Source organism: Streptomyces mutabilis, from assembly GCF_046628145.1.
In the GTDB taxonomy this organism is placed as follows: domain Bacteria; phylum Actinomycetota; class Actinomycetes; order Streptomycetales; family Streptomycetaceae; genus Streptomyces; species Streptomyces mutabilis.
On the sequence record NZ_CP176874.1, the window covers coordinates 285,469 to 306,332 of the forward strand.

The window sequence follows — 20,864 nt, forward strand, 5'->3', positions numbered from 1 at the left end:
ATGGTGACCGACCCCGGCATCGTCCTCTTCGGCCTGATCCAACCGGTGGTCATCCTGTTCGTCCTGACCCAGGTGTTCAGCAAGATGGGCATGCCGCCGCACTTCCCGGAGGGCGTCAGCTACCTCGACTACGTGCTGCCGGCGATCCTCGTGGACAACGCCGCCCAGTCCGCGATGCAGTCCGGTGTGGGTCTCGTCGAGGACCAGAAGAACGGCATGGTCGCCCGACTGCGGTCGCTGCCTGTCCATCCGGGCGCCCTGCCGGCCGCGCGCAGCCTGGTCGGGCTGGTGCGCGCCACCGTGCAGGTGCTGATCATCATGGTGCTGGCGATCACCGTACTGGGCTACTCCCCCAACGGCGGCGTGGCCGAACTGGCGCTCTCCGCCGGCCTGACGGTCTTCATCAGCTTCTCGCTGGGCTGGGCGTTCATCGCGGCGGGTGCGTGGCTGCGGCGGGCCGAGCCGCTCCAGAACCTCGCCCTGATCGTGATCTTCCCGCTGATGTTCGCCTCCAGTGCCTACGTCCCCGTCGCCGACCTGCCCGACTGGCTGGCCGCGGTTGCCTCGGTCAACCCGCTGACGTACGCCATCGACGCCAGCCGCGCGCTCGCGCTCGACGTGCCGGGCCTGGACCACGCGATCCCGTCCGTGCTGATCAGCGCGGTGATCGCCGTGGTCGGCATGGTCGCCGCCCTGCGCGGCTTCCGCCGGCCCCTCTGACTCCCGCACGAACCCCCCGGAGTGCGGGCGAGGTGAAGGCAGACCACCGGCGGCACACCGCCGGCCGGGGCGTCCGTGGTGTCACCGGCACGGTCACCGAGGTCGGTGAGGCCGGACACCGCCTCCATGTCGGCGGCCCCGAGCAGAGCCGCGTCGGGGCCGACCACGGTGAGGGGGCCGGACATCGCGTCGGTGCGCGCGGCGGCGTCACCGGCGTCCGCGACGGCCACCCAGTCCAGGGCGAACAGGGAGTCGCGGCCCGCGCCGCCCGTACCGCCGAACTGTCCGGCGGCGACCGGACGGGTCACCAGGGAGGCGACCGTGGCCACCGGAGTGCCCGTGGTGTCGGCGACGGCGATCGCGAGGGTGCCGTCGTCGGCGCGGGACAGCCGCAGGCGTACGGCGGAGGCGCCCACGGCGTGCACGGACACCCCGTTCCAGGCGAACGGGACCCGGCCGGGGCCCGTGCCCTCCGTCGTCGTGCCGTCCTCGTCCGCGCCGGTCAGGGCACCGGCGTGCAGTCCGGCGTCGAACAGGGCCGGATGCAGGGTGAACGCACCGCCGTCGGCGCTCTCCGGCAGGGCTGCCTCGGCGAAGACCTCGCCGTCCCTGCTCCAGGCGGCCCGCAGGCCCTGGAACACCGGCCCGTAGACGAACCCGGTGTCCTCGAAGCGCTCGTAGAGTCCGGTGACGTCGAGCGGCTGGGCCTTCTCCGGCGGCCACACCGTGGCGTCGAAGTCGGTGGCGGAGGCGTCCGCGGGGCCGGACGCCAGGGTGCCGTCGGCGTGCGAGGTCCAGGGCGCGCCGGGGTCGTCCGCGGGCCGCGAGTGGATACGGACGGTGCGCCGCCCCGACTCGTCGGGGGCGCCGACGCCGACCTGCACCTGGACCGTGCCCCGTTCGGGCAGGACCAGCGGCGCGGCCAGCGTCAGTTCCTCCACGCGGTCGCAGCCGAGGACGGTCCCCGCGTGGACCGCGAGTTCGAGGAGGGCGGTACCGGGCACCAGCACGGCGCCCATGACGCGATGGTCGGCGAGCCAGCCGTGGGTGCCCTGGGAGAGCCGCCCGGTGAACAGGTGGCCGTCGGTGCCCGCGAGTTCCACCGCGCCGCCGAGCAGCGGGTGATCGGCGGGCGCGAGCCCCGCGGCCTCCGCCCCGGCCCCCCTCGCCATCATCTCCGCGGGCCAGAAGCGGCGCCGCTGGAACGCGTAGGTGGGCAGGTCGGCACGGCGGGCGCCGAGACCGGCGAAGAACGCCGCCCAGTCGATGCGGACACCGTGGCCGTGGAGCCGGGCGAGCGCGTCCACCAGGGCGTCCTCACCGGGCACGGTGCGACGCTGGGCGGCGACCGTGACGGCCTTCTCGGGGAGGGACTCGCGGGCCATGGCCGCCGCGACGCCGTCCGGGCCGAGTTCCAGGAAGCGGGTCGCGCCGGCCTCGTGCAGGGCGCGGACGCCGTCCGAGAAGCGGACGGCCTCGCGGACGTGCCGCGTCCAGTACTCGGCGGTGCACAACTCGTCGGCGTCGGCGACGGCCCCGGTCAGGTTGGAGACGACCGGCATCGTGGGCCGTTGCGGGGAGAGGCCGGCGACGACCGCGCGGAACTCCTCAAGCATCGGCTCCATCAGCGGGGAGTGGAAGGCGTGCGACACGCGCAGTGCGGTCGTGCGCCGTCCCCGTTCCCGCAGGACGGCGGCGACGCTTTCCACGTCCTGCGCCGTACCGGACACCACCACGGACGCCGGACCGTTGACCGCCGCGACGGAGACGCCGTCGGTGAGGAGCGGCAGCACCTCCTCCTCGGTGGCCTGTACGGCGGTCATGGCGCCGCCCTCCGGCAGGGCCTGCATCAGCCGGCCGCGCGCGGCGACCAGGGCACAGGCGTCCGCGAGCGAGAACACCCCGGCCACGTGCGCCGCCGCCACTTCACCGATGGAGTGGCCGGCCACGAAGTCGGGGGTGACGCCCCACGACGCGGTCAGCCGGTACAGGGCCACCCCGAGGGCGAACAGCGCGGCCTGGGCGTACGCGGTGGCGTCGAGCGCGGTGGCGTCGTCGCCCCACATCACTTCGCGCAGCGGTCGTTCCAGGTGCTCGTCCAGCGCGGCGCAGACCGCGTCGAACGCCTCGGCGAACGCGGGGAACCGCTCGTACAGGTCGCGGCCCATGCCGAGCCGCTGGGAACCCTGCCCGGGGAAGAGCAGGGCGAGCAGTCCTTCGCCCGCCGTCGTCGCGGGCTCCTCGCCCCGCGCGACGGCGCCGAGCGCGGCGAGCAGGCCCTCCCGGTCGGCGCCGGTGACGGCCACGCGGTGTTCGAAGGCGGTGCGGGTGGTCGCCAGGGAGTAGGCGACGTCCACCGGGCGCGGCACCCCGGCCCCGCTGCCGGAGGCTGCCGGGTCGTGCGCCGTGAGGTGGTGGAGCAGCCGCTCCGCCTGGGCGCGCAGGGCGTCCCCGGTGCGGGCGGACAGCAGCCACGGCACGACGGGTGCGGTGCGCACGCCGGAACCGGCGCCTTCGGTGCGAGCGGCACCGGGTGCGGCTCCGGCCGGGACGGCGGGCGCCTGCTCGATGATGACGTGCGCGTTGGTGCCGCTGATGCCGAAGGAGGAGATGCCGGCACGGCGCGTGCGGTCGCCGCCCGTCCACTCCCGCGGCTCGGTGAGCAGTTCCACCGACCCTGCGGTCCAGTCGACCTGGTCGCTGGGCGCGTCCACGTTGAGCGTGGCGGGCAACAGTCCGTTGCGCAGCGCCATCACCATCTTGATGACACCGGCGACACCGGCGGCGGCCTGCGTGTGGCCGATGTTCGACTTGACCGAGCCGAGCAGCAGCGGCCGGTCCTCGGGCCGGTCCTGGCCGTACGTGGCGAGCAGCGCCTGCGCCTCGATCGGATCGCCGAGCGTGGTCCCGGTGCCGTGTGCCTCGACCGCGTCCACCTGGTCGGCGGCGAGCCGGGCGTTGGCGAGGGCCTGCCGGATGACCCGGCGCTGGGAAGGGCCGTTGGGGGCGGTGAGCCCGTTGCTCGCACCGTCCTGGTTGACGGCCGAACCGCGGACCACGGCCAGCACCTCGTGACCGTTGCGGACGGCGTCGGAGAGGCGCTCCACCACGAGGAAGCCCGCGCCTTCGGAGAAGCCGGTGCCGTCGGCCGCGGCGGCGAACGACTTGCAACGGCCGTCGGGTGCCAGTCCGCCCTGGCGGCCGAACTCGGCGAACACGGCGGGCGTCGACAGTACGGTGACACCGCCGGTGACGGCGAGCGAGCACTCGCCCTGCCGCAGTGCCTGCACCGCCAGGTGCAGCGCGACGAGCGAGGAGGAGCAGGCGGTGTCGACGGAGACCGCCGGGCCCTCAAGGCCGAGCTTGTAGGCGACCCGGCCGGTGACGACGCTGCCGTTGCCGTCGCTGCCCGGATAGTCGTGGTACATCACACCGGCGAAGACACCGGTGCTGCTCCCCTTGAGCGAGGACGGGTCGATCCCGGCCCGCTCCAGGGCCTCCCACGACATCTCCAGGGCCAGGCGCTGCTGCGGGTCCATGCCGAGGGCCTCGCGGGGCGAGATGCCGAAGAACCCGGGGTCGAAGTCGGCCGCTCCCTCGAGGAAGCCGCCCTCCCTGGCGTACAGGCCGTCGGGGTGCGTGCCCTCGGGGTCCCGCAGGATCGACAGGTCCCATCCGCGGTCCTGCGGGAAGGGGACGATCGCGTCCTCGCCGGAGGTGACGAGGCGCCACAGGTCCTCGGGGGAGGTGACTCCGCCCGGGTAGCGGCAGGCCATGCCGACGATGGCGATGGGCTCGTGCCGGGCCGCTGCCAGCCTGCGGTTGTCCCGGCGCAGCCGGGCGGTCTCCGCCCGGGCGGCGCGCAGGGCGCCGGTGTCGCCGGTGTCGCCGGTGTCGCCGGTGTCGCCGGTGTCGCCGGTGTCGCCGGTGTCGCCGGTGTCGCCGGTGTCGCCGGTGTCGCCGGTGAGGGTGGTATCGGTCGAGCCGGTGTCTTCGGTGTCGTCGAGGTCGGACCGGGACGCGTCGCCGTCAGCGGTGTCGGCGTCGCTGCCGGCCTCACGCTCGTGCTCGCCGGTTCCGTCGGTCTCGACGGTTCCGTCGTAGTGCGCGGCGGAGGCGGGGTCGTCTTCGTCGTCGCCGTCCAGCGATGCCAGGAGGGCGTCCCGCTCGGTGTCCGGCAGGGCACCGGTCTCGTCGGCGAGTTCGAGCAGTGTCTCGACCAGTCCCGCGTCCCGCAGGCGCCTGGTCGGGATCGACGACAGGGCGCGGCGAATGCCGTCCTCCGTGTCCGTCCCACCGCTGTCCGGGCCGGTCTCGGGGTACGCGGCGGCCAGTTCCTCCTCGATGACCTCGGTGACGGCGAGGGCGTTGGGGTGGTCGAAGACCAGGGTCGCCGGGAGCCGGAGCCCGGTCAGAGCGTTCAGCTGATTACGCAGCTCGGTCGCGGCCAGCGAGTCGAAACCCAGCTCCTGGAAAGCCCGGTCCGCGCCGACCGCCTCCACCGAACCATGACCCAGCACCGAAGCCACCTGCTCCCGCACCAGACGCAGAACCGTCCGATGCCGCTCCGCCCGGGCAAGCCCAGCCAGCCGAGCAGCCGGCGAACCCTCCTCACCCCCTCCAGCAGCCGGCAGCACCGCGGCCGCCGCACGCCTCACCGGCACCAACCCCCGCAACAGAGCCGGCACCTCATCACGACGAACACCCAGCGCCGCAGTGTCCACCCGCAACGGCACCACCGTCGCCTCACCACGATCCAGACCCCGCGCGAACAACGCCAGACCCGCATCACCCGAAAGCACCGGCAAACCCTGCCCAGCCATCCGCCGCCGGTCCACCTGAGACAAGTACTGACCCAGACCAGCACCCACATCCCAGAACCCGAACGCCATCGACGTCGCCACCAGCCCCTCGGCCCGACGCCACGCCGCCAACGCGTCCAAGAACACATTCGCCGCCGCATAGTTACCCTGCCCGGCCGTCAACACCAGACCACCAGCAGAGGAGAACAACACGAACGCCGCCAGCTCCAGACCCGCCGTCGCCTCATGCAGCCACCACGCCGCATCCGCCTTCGGACCCAGCACCCCGTCAAGCCGCTCCGGCGACAACGCACCCACCAGCCCGTTGTCCCCCACACCGGCCGCATGCACCACCGCCAGCAGACCACCATCCGCCACCAGCGAATCCACCAACGACCGCACAGCCCCACGATCCGACACATCACAAGCCAGCACCCGCACCGCAGCACCCAACCCCCGCAGCTCACCCGCCAGCTCCACCGCACCCGGCGCCTCCAGACCACGCCGCGACACCAGAACCAGATCCCGCACCCCACGCTCAGCCACCAGATACCGGGCCACCACAGCACCCAGACCACCCGTACCACCCGTGACCAACACCGCACCCGCACCATCCAACACAGGCAGCGACGCGAGGCTGTCGGCCTGACCAGCGGGCTGTGTGGCATCCTGACCGGCCCGGTCGTCCGGCAGACGCCTCAGCCTGGGCACCAGCACCGCGCCCCCACGCACCGCGACCTCGGACTCACCCGAGACCACCGCCGACACCGCGGCATCCACATCAGCCGGCACACGCGCGTCGGGGTCCAGGTCCGCCAGGGCGAAGCGTCCCGGATTCTCCGCGAGGGCCGCACGCACCAGACCCCACACCGGAGCCTGCACCACATCCCCCGCAGCAGCCGAACCACCCACACCCACCGGCATCGCACCCCGCGTCACCACCACCAGACGCGAATCCGCGAACCGCTCACCCGCAAGCCACTCCTGCACCACACCCAACACCCGGTCCAACACCGACCGCACACCCACCGGCACACCCACCGAACCATCGGACGCGCCAGGGGCGTCGGCGGCACCGCAGTCCAGGACCACCACGTCCGGCACCGCGCCGGCCGCGTCGGCAACCTCGCTCCACGGGATCCAGCGTGCGTCTGCCCCACCCTTCCCGGTGTCCGGCACCCATGTGATGCCGTACAGCGCACCCGTTTCGCCCGGGGCCGCGCCGAGCTGCTCGGTGGAGACCGGGCGGCCCACCATCGAGCCGACCGTCAGGACCGGCGCGCCGGTCACGTCGGCGACCCGGATGTCCATGCCGCCGTCCTCGGCGGTGGCGATCCGGACGCGGACAGCGGCGGCGCCGACCGCGTGCAGGGAGACGTCGTTCCAGGCGAACGGGATCACCGTGCCGCCGCCGTCGGCCTCGTGGCCGGGGTCGGTGCTGTCGTTGAGGATCGCGGCGTGCATGGTGGCGTCGAGAAGCGCCGGGTGCAGGCCGAACCGACCCGCCTCGTCCGACGCCTCCTCCGGAAGCGCCACCTCGGCGAACAGCTCCTCCCCCCGGCGCCACGCCGCCCGCAGCCCCCGGAACACCGGCCCGTACCCGTAACCACGCTCACGGAACACCTCGTACGCCGCCTCCACCGACAGCGTCTCGGCACCCACGGGCGGCCACTGCTCGTCGAGCCCGGCCGGTGCGGTCTCGGCGACCGTCTCCGTCAGGAAGCCCGTGGCATGGGTGGCCCAATCCTGCTGGGTGCCCTCGGGGCGGGAGTAGACGGTGATGGTGCGGCGTTCGGCGGTGCGCGGCCCGACGATCACACGGACCTGGACGCCGCCCCGCTCGGACAGCACCAGCGGCGTCGCGAGGGTCAGTTCCTCCAGGGTGGCGCAGTCGACGGCCTCGCCGGCCGCCAGGGCCAGTTCGACGAGGACGGAACCGGGCAGCAGGATCCGGCCCAGGACCACGTGGTCGGCGAGCCAGGGCTGCGCCTCCACCGACAGCCTGCCCGTCAGCACCACGCCGCCGGAGTCCGGCAGGGCCACCACCGCACCCAGCAACGGGTGATCGGCGGCGTCGAGTCCGACGTCCTCCGTCGCCGAGGGTGCCGCGCCGGTCGCGGCGAGCCAGTAGCGCTGCCGCTGGAAGGCGTACGTCGGCAGGTCGACGGCACGGGCGCCCGTCCCGGCGTAGAAGCCGGACCATTCGACCGCGGTGCCCGCGGTGTGCAGGTGCGCGAGCGCGGTGAGGAGAGCGAACGTCTCGTCGCGGCCCTTGCGGGCCGTCGGCACGAGCAGGACGGTGGCGTCCTCGGCGCGGTCGAGGCAGGTCCGGGCCATTCCGGTCAGGACGGCCTCGGCGCCGATCTCGACGCAGCGGTCCACTCCGGCGGCGCGGAGTGCGCGGACACCGTCGGCGAACCGGACGGCCTGCCGGACGTGGGTCACCCAGTAGTCCGGGGTGGTCAGTTCGCCGGCCTCGGCGATCCGGCCGGTCACGTTGGACACCACCGGCAACAGGGGCTCCGCGAACGACAGTCCCTCCACGACCTCACGGAACGTCGGGAGCATCGGCTCCATCAGCGGCGAGTGGAACGCGTGCGAGACGCGGAGCCGGCTGACCCTGCGTCCGCGCTGCCGGAACGCCTCGGCGACCGTCTCGACGGCCTCCTCCAGGCCCGAGACCACCACCGAGGTCGGGCCGTTGACGGCGGCGATCGACACGCTGTCGGCCTCGTGGAAGTCCAGCTGTTCCCGGACCTCCGCTTCGGTGGCCTCCACCGCCATCATGGTTCCTCCGGCGGGAAGCGCCTGCATCAGCCGGCCGCGCGCGGCGACCAGGGCACAGGCGTCCGCGAGGGAGAACACCCCGGCGACATGTGCCGCCGCCACCTCACCGATGGAGTGGCCGGCCACCAGGTCGGGAGTGACGCCCCAGGACGCCAGGAGCCGGAACAGAGCCACCTCGACGGCGAACAGACCCGCCTGCGCGTACGCGGTGCCGTTCAGCGACTCGGCGTCCTCACCCCACACCACCTCGCGCAGCGGACGCTCGAGGTGCTCGTCGAGTCCCGCGCACACCGCGTCGAAAGCCTCCGCGAACACCGGGAAGTTCTCGTACAGCCCACGCCCCATGCCGAGGCGCTGGGAGCCCTGACCCGAGAACAGGAAGGCGGTGGTGCCGACGGACCGTGCCTCGCCGGTGATCACGCCGGGGGCGTCCGTGCCCTCCGCGAGGGCCCGCAGTCCGGCCAGGATCTCGTCTCGGCCGGTGCCGAGCACCACCGCGCGGGACTCCAACGCGGTGCGGGCGGTGGCCAGCGCGTACGCGGTGTCCAACGGACGGTCGTCCGGGCGCGCCGTCGCGTGGTCGAGCAGCCGGGCTGCCTGGGCGCGCAGCGCCTCGGGGGTGGCCGCGGACAGCGCCCAGGGCAGCACGGAGGGTGCGCGGTGCCCGGTGGCGGAACCCGTTCCGGCCGCGGGCCGCGCTTCGTCCGCGGTCAGGGTGGGGCTCTGCTCCAGTACGACGTGTGCGTTGGTGCCGCTGAGGCCGAAGGCGGAGACGCCGGCCCGGCGCGGCCGACCGGTGGCCGGCCAGGGCCGTTCCTCGGTGACCAGTTCGGCGTGGCCCTCGGTCCAGTCGACGTGCGGGGAAGGACGGTCGACGTGCAGGGTGCGCGGCACCGTGCCGTGTTCCATCGCCATGACCATCTTGATGACACCGGCGACACCGGCGGCGGCCTGCGTGTGGCCGATGTTCGACTTGACCGAGCCGAGCAGCAGCGGCCGGTCCTCGGGCCGGTCCTGGCCGTACGTGGCGAGGATCGCCTGCGCCTCGATCGGATCGCCGAGCGTGGTGCCCGTGCCGTGCGCCTCCACCACGTCGACTTCGGACGGGGCGACTCCGGCGCCCAGCAGCGCCTGGCGGATCACGCGCTGCTGGGAGGGGCCGTTGGGGGCGGTCAGTCCGTTGCTCGCGCCGTCCTGGTTGACGGCCGTGCCCTTGACGACCGCGAGCACCCGGTGCCCGTTGCGCACCGCGTCCGAGAGACGTTCCACCAGGAGCACGCCGACGCCCTCGGACCAGCCGACGCCGTCCGCCGCGCCCGCGAACGCCTTGCAGCGGCCGTCGACGGACAGCCCGCGCTGGCGGCTGAACTCGACGAACATGCCGGGCGTCGACATCACGGTGGCGCCGCCGGCCAAGGCGAGCGAGCACTCCCCCGACCGCAGCGCCTGCACCGCCAGGTGCAGCGCGACGAGCGAGGAGGAGCAGGCGGTGTCGACGGTGACGGCCGGGCCTTCCCAGCCGTACGTGTACGAGAGCCGACCGGACGCCACGCTGCCACCGGCGGTACCGGAGGGCGAGACGTTGAGCGCGTAGTCGTGGTACATCACACCGGCGAAGACACCGGTCCTGCTGCCCTTGAGCGAGGTGGGGTCGATGCCCGCCCGCTCCAGGGCCTCCCACGAGGTCTCGAGCAGCATGCGCTGCTGCGGGTCCATGTACAGGGCCTCACGGGGTGAGATGCCGAAGAAGCCGGGGTCGAACTGGGCCGCGTCGTGCAGGAAGCTGCCGCGGCGCGTGTAGCTCTTGCCCTCCTTGCCCGGCTCCGGGTCGTAGAGGTCCTCCACGTCCCAGCCCCGGTCGTCCGGGAGGTCGGAGACCGTGTCGGTGCCGTCCATGACCAGGCGCCACAGTTCCTCGGGGGTGGTGACCCCGCCCGGGTAGCGGCAGGCCATGCCGATGATGGCGATGGGCTCGTCGTCGGCGGGCCGTCCGGCGCCGGCACGGTTCGCGTCGGCCGCCCGTGCGGTCTCGCCGCCGTCGAGTCGGGACACGATGTGCTCGGTGACGGCGAGGGCGTTGGGGTGGTCGAAGACCAGGGTCGCCGGGAGCCGGAGCCCGGTCAGAGCGTTCAGCTGATTACGCAGCTCGGTCGCGGCCAGCGAGTCGAAACCCAGCTCCTGGAAAGCCCGGTCCGCGCCGACCGCCTCCACCGAACCATGCCCCAGCACCGAAGCCACCTGCTCCCGCACCAGACGCAGAACCGTCCGATGCCGCTCCGCCCGGGCAAGCCCAGCCAGCCGAGCAGCCGGCGAACCCTCCTCACCCCCTCCAGCAGCCGACAGCACCGCGGCCGCCGCACGCCTCACCGGCACCAACCCCCGCAACAGCGCCGGCACCTCATCACGACGAACACCCAGCGCCGCAGTGTCCACCCGCAACGGCACCACCGTCGCCTCACCACGATCCAGACCCCGCGCGAACAACGACAGACCCGCATCACCCGAAAGCACCGGCAGACCCTGCCCAGCCATCCGCCGCCGGTCCACCTGAGACAAGTACTGACCCAGACCAGCACCCACATCCCAGAACCCGAACGCCATCGACGTCGCCACCAGCCCCTCGGCCCGACGCCACGCCGCCAACGCATCCAAGAACACATTCGCCGCCGCATAGTTACCCTGCCCGGCCGTCAACACCAGACCACCAGCAGAGGAGAACAACACGAACGCCGCCAGCTCCAGACCCGCCGTCGCCTCATGCAGCCACCACGCCGCATCCGCCTTCGGACCCAGCACCCCGTCAAGCCGCTCCGGCGACAACGCACCCACCAGCCCGTTGTCCCCCACACCGGCCGCATGCACCACCGCCAGCAGACCACCATCCGCCACCAGCGAATCCACCAGGCCCCGCACAGCCCCACGATCCGACACATCACAAGCCAGCACCCGCACCGCAGCACCCAACCCCCGCAGCTCACCCGCCAGCTCCACCGCACCCGGCGCCTCCAGACCACGCCGCGACACCAGAACCAGATCCCGCACCCCACGCTCAGCCACCAGATACCGGGCCACCACAGCACCCAGACCACCCGTACCACCCGTGACCAACACCGCACCCGCACCATCCAACGCAGGCACGGTGAGTGCAACGTCGGCGGATGCACCGGAGCCGTCCGGCAGACGCGTCAGCCTGGGCACCAGCACCACGCCACCACGCACCGCAACCTCGGACTCACCCGAGACCACCGCCGCCACCGCGACATCCACATCAGCCGACACACGCAGATCCGCGTCCAGATCCAGGTCCGGGTCCAGGTCAACCAGGGCGAACCGCCCCGGGTTCTCCGCCAGCGCCGCACGCACCAGACCCCACACCGGAGCCTGCACCACATCCCCCGCAGCAGCCGAACCACCCACACCCACCGGCATCGCACCCCGCGTCACCACCACCAGACGCGAACCCGCGAACCGCTCACCCGCAAGCCACTCCTGCACCACACCCAACACCCGGTCCAACACCGACCGCACACCCACAGGCACACCCACCGAACCGTCAGACACGCCACAGTCCAGCAGCACCACGCCCGGCACGTCGGCGTCCTCGCCGCCCTCACCGACCTCGGTCCAGGCAGCCCAGGCCGGCTCCGCGGAAGCGTCCACGGCGGTCGGGACCCATTCGGTGCCGTACAATGCGCCCCCGTCAGCGGACGGGGAGACGAACTGATCGACGGAGAGCGGGCGGCTGGCTATGGAGCCGACCGTCAGGACCGGGGCGCCGGTCACGTCGGCGACTGACAGGGAGACGGCACGGCCGTCGAGCCGACCGATCCGGACGCGGACGGCGGCGGCGCCGACCGCGTGCAGGGAGACGTCGTTCCAGGCGAACGGGACGGCCGTCTCGTCGTCGGTGTCGTTGAGGATGCCCGCGTGCATCGCGGCGTCCAGTAGGGCCGGGTGCAGGCCGAACCGGCCCGCTTCGCCCGACGCCTCCTCCGGAAGCGCCACCTCGGCGAACAACTCCTCACCCCGACGCCACGCCGCACGCAACCCCCGGAACACCGGCCCGTACCCGTAACCACGCTCCCGGAACACCTCGTACGCCGCCTCCACCGACAGCACCTCGGCACCCGCCGGCGGCCACTCACCCCACTCGGCCGCAGCCGCCGCAGCCGTCTCCGTGAGGAAGCCGGCGGCATGAGCCGTCCACTGCGCATCACCGGCGTTCTCGGGGCGCGAGTAGACGGCGACCGTGCGACGCGCGTCCGTGTGCGGACCGACGACGACCCGCACCTGGAGACCGCCGCTCTCGGGCAGCACCAGGGGTGCCGCCAAGGTCAGCTCCTCCACGGTGGCGCAGCCTGCCGCCTCGCCGGCCGCCAGGGCCATCTCCACCAGGCCCGTGCCGGGCAGCAGGATGCGGCCGAGAACCACGTGGTCGGCGAGCCAGGGCTGCGCCTCCACCGACAGCCTGCCCGTCAGCACCACGCCACCGGAGTCCGGCAGAGCCACCACCGCACCCAGCAACGGGTGCTCCGCGGCGTCGACACCGGCCGACCTCGGGTCCGCCGCCGTGACGGCGGTCGTCTCGGGCCAGTAGCGCCGGCGCTGGAAGGCGTAGGTCGGCAGGTCGACGGGGCGGGCGCCGGTGCCGTCGAGGACGGCGGCCCAGTCGACGGTCACACCGGTGACGTGGAGCCGGCCGAGTGCGGCCAGCGCGGTGCCCTCCTCGTCACGGTCCTTGCGCAGCAGCGGGACCAGGACCGCGTCCTCACCCGCACGCTCCCGCGCCATACCGCAGAGCACCCCGTCCGGCCCCAGCTCCACGAACCGCGACACACCCTGCTCGACCAGAGCCCGCACACCGTCGTCGAAGCGCACCGCCTCACGCACATGACGCACCCAATACTCCGGGTCGGCCAGCTCACCGGCCTCCGCCACCCGGCCCGTCACATTCGACACCACCGGCACCCGCGGCTCACCGAACGACAGCCCCGCAACCACCTCACGGAACTCATCAAGCATCGGCTCCATCAACGGCGAATGGAACGCATGCGAAACCCGCAGCCGGGACGTACGCCGTCCCTGCTCCCGGAACACCTCGGCCACCGCCCCGACGGCCTCCTCGGCGCCGGATACAACCACCGACGACGGGCCGTTGACCGCGGCGATCGACGCACCCGCGACGGCTTCCAGGTACTCGAGCACCTCCGCCTCGGTGGCCTCCACCGCCACCATGGAGCCACCCGCGGGAAGCGCCTGCATCAGCCGGCCACGAGCCGCCACCAACGCACAAGCGTCCGCGAGGGAGAACACCCCCGCCACATGCGCCGCAGCCACCTCACCGATCGAATGCCCGGCCACGAACTCCGGCCGCACACCCCACGACGTCAGGAGCCGGAACAACGCCACCTCGACGGCGAACAGACCCGCCTGCGCATACGCGGTGCCGTCGAGGACGGACCCGTCCTCACCCCACACCACCTCACGCAGCGGAAGCCCCAACAGCCCGTCCAACACCGCGCACACGGCATCGAACGCCTCCGCGAACACCGGGAACCGCGCATACAGCTCACGCCCCATACCCAGCCGCTGCGAACCCTGCCCCGAGAACAGGAACGCGGTACGCCCCGTGCCGGTGACCACGCCCTCAAGGACCCCGGCGTTCGGCAGGCCCGCTTCCAGCGCCGCGAGCGCCCCGTCACGGTCACCGGCCACCACCACCGCACGGTGATCGAACCGGGAACGCTGCGTGGCCAGCGAGAACGCCACGTCCAGCGCATCCGCCGACCCGGCCGCCAGGAACTCCCGCAGCCGTCCCGCCTGCGCCCGCAACGCCTCCGGCGACCGCCCGGACACCACCAGCGGCACCACACCCGGGCTCAGGGAAGCGACCCCCTCACCCTCCGTCTCCACCTCGGGCTGTTCCAGGATGAGGTGCGCGTTGGTACCGCTGATCCCGAACGAGGACACACCCGCCCGGCGCACACGCTCCCCGCCCGGCCACTCCCGCACCTCGGTCAGCAGCTCCACCGCACCCGCAGACCAGTCCACATGCGACGACGGGGCATCCACATGCAACGTACGCGGCAGCACCCCGTGCCGCATCGCCATCACCATCTTGATCACACCCGCCACACCAGCGGCAGCCTGCGTATGACCCAGATTCGACTTCACCGACCCCAGAAACAGCGGCTGCTCCGGAGCACGGTCCTGCCCATAGGTGGCCAGCAGCGCCTGCGCCTCGATCGGGTCACCCAGCATCGTCCCCGTACCGTGCGCCTCCACCACATCCACGTCCGCCACCGACAGACCACCACTGGCCAACGCCTGCCGGATCACCCGCTGCTGCGAAGGACCGTTCGGCGCCGTCAGACCATTGGACGCACCATCCTGGTTCACCGCCGAACCACGCACCACCGCCAACACCCGATGACCACGACGCCGAGCATCCGACAGACGCTCCAGCACCACCATCCCCACACCCTCGGACCAACCGGCACCGTCCGCGGAGTCGGAGAATGCCTTGCAGCGGCTGTCGGGTGAGAGGGCGCCCTGGCGGGAGAACTCGACGAAGGCTGTGGGAGTGGCCATCACCGTCACGCCACCGGCGACGGCGAGCGAGCACTCGCCCGAGCGCAGTGCCTGCGCCGCCCAGTGCATCGCGACCAGAGACGACGAACACGCCGTGTCCACCGTCACCGCCGGACCCTCGAACCCGAACGTGTAAGACACACGACCCGACGCGATGCTGCCGGCGCTGCCGTTCCCCCGGTAGCCCTCGTACTGCTCGCCGGTCAGGATGCTGCCGTAGTCGTTGTACATGACGCCGGCGAAGACGCCGGTCTGGCTGCCGCGCAGCGACACCGGGTCGATCCCGGCACGCTCGATGGCCTCCCACGTCGTCTCCAGCAGCAACCGCTGCTGCGCGTCCGTAGCCACCGCCTCACGCGGACTCATCCCGAAGAACTCCGGATCGAACTCGGCCGCGTCATGCAGGAAACCACCCGAGCGCGTGTATGACGTACCCGACGCCTCACGGTCCGGGTTGTAGAGCGACTCCACATCCCAGCCACGGTCCGACGGGAACTCCGAGACCGCGTCCACACCCTCCGACACGACCCGCCACAGGTCCTCGGGCGAAGCAACCCCGCCCGGATAACGGCACGCCATCCCGACGATCACCACCGGATCGTCCGCCACCGACGGCAACGCCGCCACCGGCACCACCGCCGCAGCCTCCGTACCGAGAACACCGTCCAGCAGATGACCGGCGAGAAGCGTGGCCGTCGGATAGTCGAACACCACCGTCGCCGCCAACCGCAGCCCCGTCGCCTTGCCCAGCCGATTGCGCAGCTCCACCGCCGTCAGCGAATCAAAGCCCAGATCCTGGAAAGCCCGGTCAGGATGGACACTCTGCACCCCGGAATGACCGAGAACGATCGCGACCTGACCACGCACCAGATCCAGCATCACCTCGCGGCGCTCCGCCTCGCTCAGCGCGTTGAGCCGTGCTGCCAGATCCGAGGCCGTGGCGGAACCCGCCGCCGCGACGCTACGGCGAGCAGGGGTCCTGATCAGGCCCCGCAGCAGCGGCGGAACCTCGCCCCTGGCCCGGAGCGCCGGGAAGTCGAGGCGTACGGGGAGGACGACCGGCTCGCCCGAGACCAGGGCCGCGTCGAACAACGCAGTGCCCTGCTCCGCCGTGACCGCCGGCAGACCCGAGCGCGCGATACGCCGCCGGTCCGTCTCCGACAGCCCCTCCGTCATCCCCGCTTCCTGCGACCACGGACCCCACACCAGGGAGGTGGCGGGCAGGCCGAGGGCGCGACGGTGGCGGGCCAGGGCGTCGAGGAAGGTGTTGCCCGCCGCGTAGGCGGCCTGGCCCGCGCTGCCGAACGTCCCCGCCACCGAGGAGAAGAGGACGAAGGCGTCGAGATCGAAGTCCTTGGTCGCTTCGTGCAGGTTCCACGCCGCGTCCACCTTCGGACGCAGCACACCCGCCAGACGCTCCGGCGTCAACGACTCCACAGTCCCGTCATCCAGCACACCGGCCGAGTGCACCACCGCACCCACCCCGTGCCGCACGACCAAGTCAGCGACCGCAGCCCCATCCGCCACATCACAAGCCTCGACCGACACACGCGCACCGGCCTCCGACAACTCCGCGACCAGCCCCTCAACCCCCTCAGCCGCCGGACCACGCCGACTCACCAACAACAGCTCACGAACCCCGCGCTCCACCACCAGATGCCGAGCCACCACCCGACCCAGACCACCCGTACCACCAGTCACCAGAACCGGACCACGGCCCCACTCCAGAACCGCACCCTCGTCCCCGTCCCCGTCCCCGTCCACGACCACGCGCGCCAACCGCGGCACCCGCACACCGCCACCAACGACGACCGCCTCCGGCTCCCCCGACACCAGCGCAGCCACCACCGACTCAGCGTCCGCGCCAACCCCCACATCAAGCAGACCAAAACGCCCAGGATGCTCAGACACCGCCGACCGCACCAAGCCCCGCACAGTGGCGGTGGACAGGTCGGCGGCGCCCTCGGCGTCACGGGTGACGAACACCAGCCGCGAATCGGCGAACCGCTCCTCCGCCAGCCAGGAACGGATCAACTCCAGCGCCCGGACCGCAGCACCGTGCGCAGAACCGACCACATCAGCACCACCGGCACCGGCACCGGCACCGGCACCGGCACCGACCAGTACCGTCCCCGGCACCTCATCAGCGCCCGCAAGGTCCGCCAGATCCGCGAACGCCACGACCCCGTCACCCGGCAGGTTCGCGAGCCCCGCGTCACCGTCCAACAGACCCACCGGACCCAGCCCGGTGTTACCCACGGGCCGAGCCGACACCCACTGCACCTGGAACAGGGAGTCGCGGCCGGTGTCGTCGAGCTGGCCGGCTGCCAGCGGGCGTACGGTCAGGGTCTCCACCGAGGCGACGGGGGCGCCGGCGGTGTCGGCCAGTTCCAGGGCCATGGTGCCGTCGGCGTCCCGGCTGAGCCGAACGCGCAGGGCGGAAGCGCCAGAGGCATGCAGGCGCACTCCTCCCCAGGAGAACGGAACCCCGCCGCGGTCGTCGTCGCCGATGACGAAGGCGTGCAATGCGGCGTCGAAGAGCGCCGGGTGCAGGCCGAAGGCGTCACCGTCGGTCCCGTCCGCCAGAGCGACCTCGGCGAACAGCTCGTCGCCACGCCGCCAGGCGGCACGCAGCCCCTGGAAGGACGGCCCGTAGTGGAATCCGGCCTCGGCGAGCCGCTCGTAGCAGTCACTCACGTCGACCGGCGCGGCGTCCTGCGGGGGCCAGACCGAGGTGTCGAAGCCGGTGGGCGTAGTGCTTCCGGGCGCCAGGAGTCCGGTGGCATGGACGGTCCATGGGGCGCCGGTGGCGTCCTCGGCGCGCGCGTGCACGCCGAAGGAGCACCGACCGTCCTCGTCGGGCGCGCCCACCCTGACCTGTATGTGGATGCCGCCACGGTCGGGCAGCACCAGCGGGGTGGACAGGGTCAGTTCTTCGACCACGTCGCAGCCGACCTCGTCGGCGGCGCGGACGGCCAGCTCCAACAGGGCCGTGCCCGGCACCAGTACGGCACCTTGAACGACGTGGTCGGCCAGCCACGGATGTGACTGCGTCGACAGCCGACCGGTGAGGACGACGCCGTCCCCACCCTCGGTTCCGGCGAGTTCGACAGTGGCGCCCAGCAGCGGGTGCCCAGCGACGCCGAGGCCGGCGGAACGCATGTCCCCGGCTCGCGTCGGCGCGTCGGCCGGCCAGTAGCGCTGGTGCTGGAAGGCGTAGGTGGGCAGGTCGACGGCACGGGCGCCGGTGCCGTCGAGGACGGCGGCCCAGTCGACGGTCACACCGGTGGCGTGCAGCTGTCCGAGTGCGACCAGTGCGGCGCTCTCCTCGTCACGGTCCTTGCGCAGCAGCGGGACCAGGACCGCGTCCTCGCCCGCGCGCTCCCGCGCCATACCGCAGAGCACCCCGTCCGGCCCCAGCTCCACGAACCGCGACACACCCTGCTCGACCAGAGCCCGCACACCGTTGTCGAAGCGCACCGCCTCACGCACATGACGCACCCAGTACTCGGGGTCCTGCACCTGTCCCGGTTCCGCCAGAGCACCGCTCACGTTGGAAATGACTGGGATCCGTGGGCGCTCGTAGGACAGAGCCTCCACGACCTGGCGGAAGGTGTTGAGCATCGGCTCCATCAAGGGCGAGTGGAACGCATGCGAAACCCGCAGCCGACTGACCCGGCGACCCTGCCCCCGGAACACCTCGGCAACCGCCCCGACGACCTCTTCGGCTCCAGAAATGACGACCGACGACGGGCCGTTGACCGCAGCGACCGACACGCCCGCGAGAGCTTCCAGGTGCTCGAGCACCTCCGCCTCGGTGGCCTCCACCGCCACCATCGCACCCCCGGCCGGAAGCGCCTGCATCAGCCGGCCGCGCGCGGCGACCAGAGCACAGGCGTCCGCGAGGGAGAACACCCCGGCGACGTGCGCCGCCGCCACTTCACCGATGGAGTGGCCGGCCACGAACTCCGGCCGCACACCCCACGACTCCACCAAACGGAACAACGCCACCTCAACGGCGAACAACCCCGCCTGAGCGAACTCCGTCCCGTTCAGCGACTCGACGTCCTCGCCCCACACCACCTCACGCAGCGGAAGCCCCAGGTGCTCGTCCAATGCGGCGCAGACGGCGTCGAACGCCTCCGCGAACACCGGGAACCGCGCATACAGCTCACGCCCCATACCCAGCCGCTGCGAACCCTGCCCCGAGAACAGGAACGCGGTACGTCCCGTCCCGGTGACCACGCCCTCGACGACCCCTGCGTTCGGCAGTCCCGCCTCCAGCGCCGCGAGCGCCGCGTCACGATCCTCGGCCACCACCACCGCACGGTGATCGAACCGAGAACGCTGCGTGGCCAGCGAGAACGCCACGTCCAGCACATCCGCCGACCTGGCCGCCAGGAACTCCCGCAGCCGTCCCGCCTGCGCCCGCAACGCCTCCGCCGACCGCCCCGACAACACCAGCGGCACCACACCGGGGCTCAGGGAAACGACGCCCTCACCCTCCGTCTCCGCCTCGGGCTGTTCCAGGATGAGGTGCGCGTTGGTACCGCTGATTCCGAACGAGGACACACCCGCCCGGCGCACACGCTCCCCGTCCGGCCACTCCCGCATCTCGGTCAGCAGCTCCACCGCACCCGCAGACCAGTCCACATGCGACGACGGGGCATCCACATGCAACGTACGCGGCAGCATCCCGTGCCGCATCGCCATCACCATCTTGATCACACCCGCCACACCAGCGGCAGCCTGCGTATGACCCAGATTCGACTTCACCGACCCCAACCACAACGGCCGGTCCCCCTCACGGTCCTGACCGTAAGTGGCCAACAGCGCCTGCGCCTCGATCGGATCACCCAGCGCCGTCCCCGTACCGTGCGCCTCCACCACATCCACGTCCGCCACCGACAGACCACCACTGGCCAACGCCTGCCGGATCACCCGCTGCTGCGAAGGACCGTTCGGCGCCGTCAGACCATTGGACGCACCATCCTGATTGACCGCCGAACCACGCACCACCGCCAACACCCGATGACCACGACGCCGAGCATCCGACAGACGCTCCAGCACCACCATCCCCACACCCTCGGACCAGCCCACCCCATCAGCCGCATCCGCGAACGAACGACACCGACCGTCCGCCGACAACCCACCCTGACGCGAAAACTCCACGAACGTCGTCGGCGTCGACATCACCGTCACACCACCGGCCACCGCCAGCGAACACTCACCCGACCGCAACGCCTGCGCCGCCCAGTGCATCGCGACCAGAGACGACGAACACGCCGTGTCCACCGTCACCGCTGGACCCTCGAACCCGAACGTGTACGACACACGACCCGAAGCGATGCTGCCGGCGCTCCCGCTGCCCTGGTAGCCCTCGAACTCGGGACCGGCCAGCAGATTGGCATAGTCGTGATACATGACGCCGGCGAAGACGCCGGTCTGGCTGCCGCGCAGCGACACCGGGTCGATCCCGGCACGCTCGATGGCCTCCCACGTCGTCTCCAGCAGCAACCGCTGCTGCGCGTCCGTAGCCACCGCCTCCCGCGGACTCATCCCGAAGAACTCGGCATCGAAAGCACCGGCGTCGTGCAGGAAACCACCGGCCCTCGTGTAAGTGGTACCCGACGCCTCACGATCCGGGTTGTAGAGCGACTCCACATCCCAGCCACGGTCCGACGGGAACTCCGAGACCGCGTCCACACCCTCCGACACGACCCGCCACAGGTCCTCGGGCGAAGCAACCCCGCCCGGATAACGGCACGCCATCCCGACGATCACCACCGGATCGTCCGCCACCGACGGCAACGCCGCCACCGGCACCACCGCCGCAGCCTCCGTACCGAGAACACCGTCCAGCAGATGACCGGCGAGAAGCGTGGCCGTCGGATAGTCGAACACCACCGTCGCCGCCAGCCGCAGGCCCGTCGCCTTGCCCAGCCGATTGCGCAGCTCCACCGC

1 protein-coding gene and 1 pseudogene (1 of these 2 running past the window's edge) are annotated in these 20,864 nt (G+C 72.1%); one reads left to right on the forward strand and one right to left on the reverse strand.

What is annotated here, in order from left to right:
* Positions 1-636: pseudogene (locus tag ACLIN4_RS01305) on the forward strand (ABC transporter permease); the annotation flags it as partial.
* On the opposite strand, the gene ACLIN4_RS01310 reads toward ACLIN4_RS01305, so the two are convergent.
* Positions 519-20,864: the 3' portion of an SDR family NAD(P)-dependent oxidoreductase gene (locus tag ACLIN4_RS01310; protein WP_411575398.1), read on the reverse strand. It continues 10,401 nt past the right edge of the window; only the last 20,346 of its 30,747 coding nucleotides appear in the window; its start codon lies off the right edge, out of view — the gene reads right to left on this strand; it ends in the stop codon at positions 519-521. The pseudogene ACLIN4_RS01305 and the gene ACLIN4_RS01310 sit on opposite strands and share 118 nt — an antisense overlap.